This window comes from Endozoicomonas sp. SESOKO3, assembly GCF_024606255.1.
This window is the reverse complement of record NZ_JAHHPR010000563.1, coordinates 1-1,094: the sequence shown is the minus strand read 5'-3', so window position 1 is coordinate 1,094 and position 1,094 is coordinate 1. Positions and strand designations below refer to the sequence as shown.

General features: G+C 54.3%; 1 protein-coding gene. It reads left to right on the top strand.

All coding sequences use genetic code 11. The features are described 5' to 3' along the window. Window positions 1-1,094, top strand: a 1,094-nt coding sequence (locus KDK18_RS09685) for a PEP-utilizing enzyme (protein ID WP_257254701.1), incomplete at both ends; no start/stop codon positions are given.

The following is a 1,094-nucleotide window of genomic DNA, read 5'->3' as shown; positions in this document are numbered from 1 at the left end:
AGGAGATGGTGATAAAGCTGGAAAACCTGTTGTTCTGCCCGGTGGATGTGGAGTTTGCCATCGATCGTCAGGGTTGCCCGTTTGTGTTACAGGTACGCCCCGTTACCCGACTCTCTGGCGGTATGGATTTTGCCATGCCTGTACCCGAAGACAGTCTGGCCAGTGGCGAAGCCGTAAGCGAAGGCTATTGCACCGGCTCCATCTGGCTGGCCAAAGAACAAGACGCAGTCGCCATGCCAGATGGAGCCATTGTCGTCGCCCACCACGCTGAAGAGTGGATGCTTGTGCCTGAGTTCCTGAAACGGGCAGGCGGTTTTATTATTGCCGAAGGAGGGTTTAATGATCATGTAGCGATCCTCATGAGACAGGAAAAAACACCCTTAATGCTCGCTGGCGGTGAGTATGAGACAGTGGTCGCTCAGGATGGCCAGCAAGTCACGCTGGCCTGCGCCCGCTTTAAGCGTAAGCCCGGTGCCTTTATTGTGGCCGGTGACATTACCGAGAAACTGGCCAGTCACAGGAGCCTGGCTTCTGCTGCTTCTGATGTGCCTTTGGCAAAAGCTGTCCCGTCACGGGATGATTTATCTCTCCCTGAAGGCGCATTCCACGGGGTAGCCAGCGGTTTTCAATGGCTCACGGATCAAAATGCCCGTTTGTTGGCATTTTTTGCCTCCGGCGGCGGACTGGATTGTCTGGCAAACCCTATAAAATTGAGCATGTCGCCACAACGATCAAAACGACTGGCTGAGACCAGGGACCACGTAAATCGGCTGATTCACGGGGCTGAAGCACTGCTGGGGGGTTACCGGGCATTTTTGTGGCTGGCGGGTGACACCGGCTCAGCCGAGGTCAAGCCATTGTTGGAAGAGTTATCGCAACTGAGCAACCGATTCGAGGCGCTAAAACAGATCATCCGATCCGGTTTAAACAGTATTATTCTGCCAATGCAAGCTGATAAAGACGGGCAGCTATCCCCGGGGATTTTTCGTTCGTGGTTGGCAGACTGTCATCTGCTCCAATCCTGTCTTCAAGCCCTCATCCCTGAGGAGGCTGAGCAGGTGCGGAGTGTCCATGAGCTGATTTTTGCCCTGCAT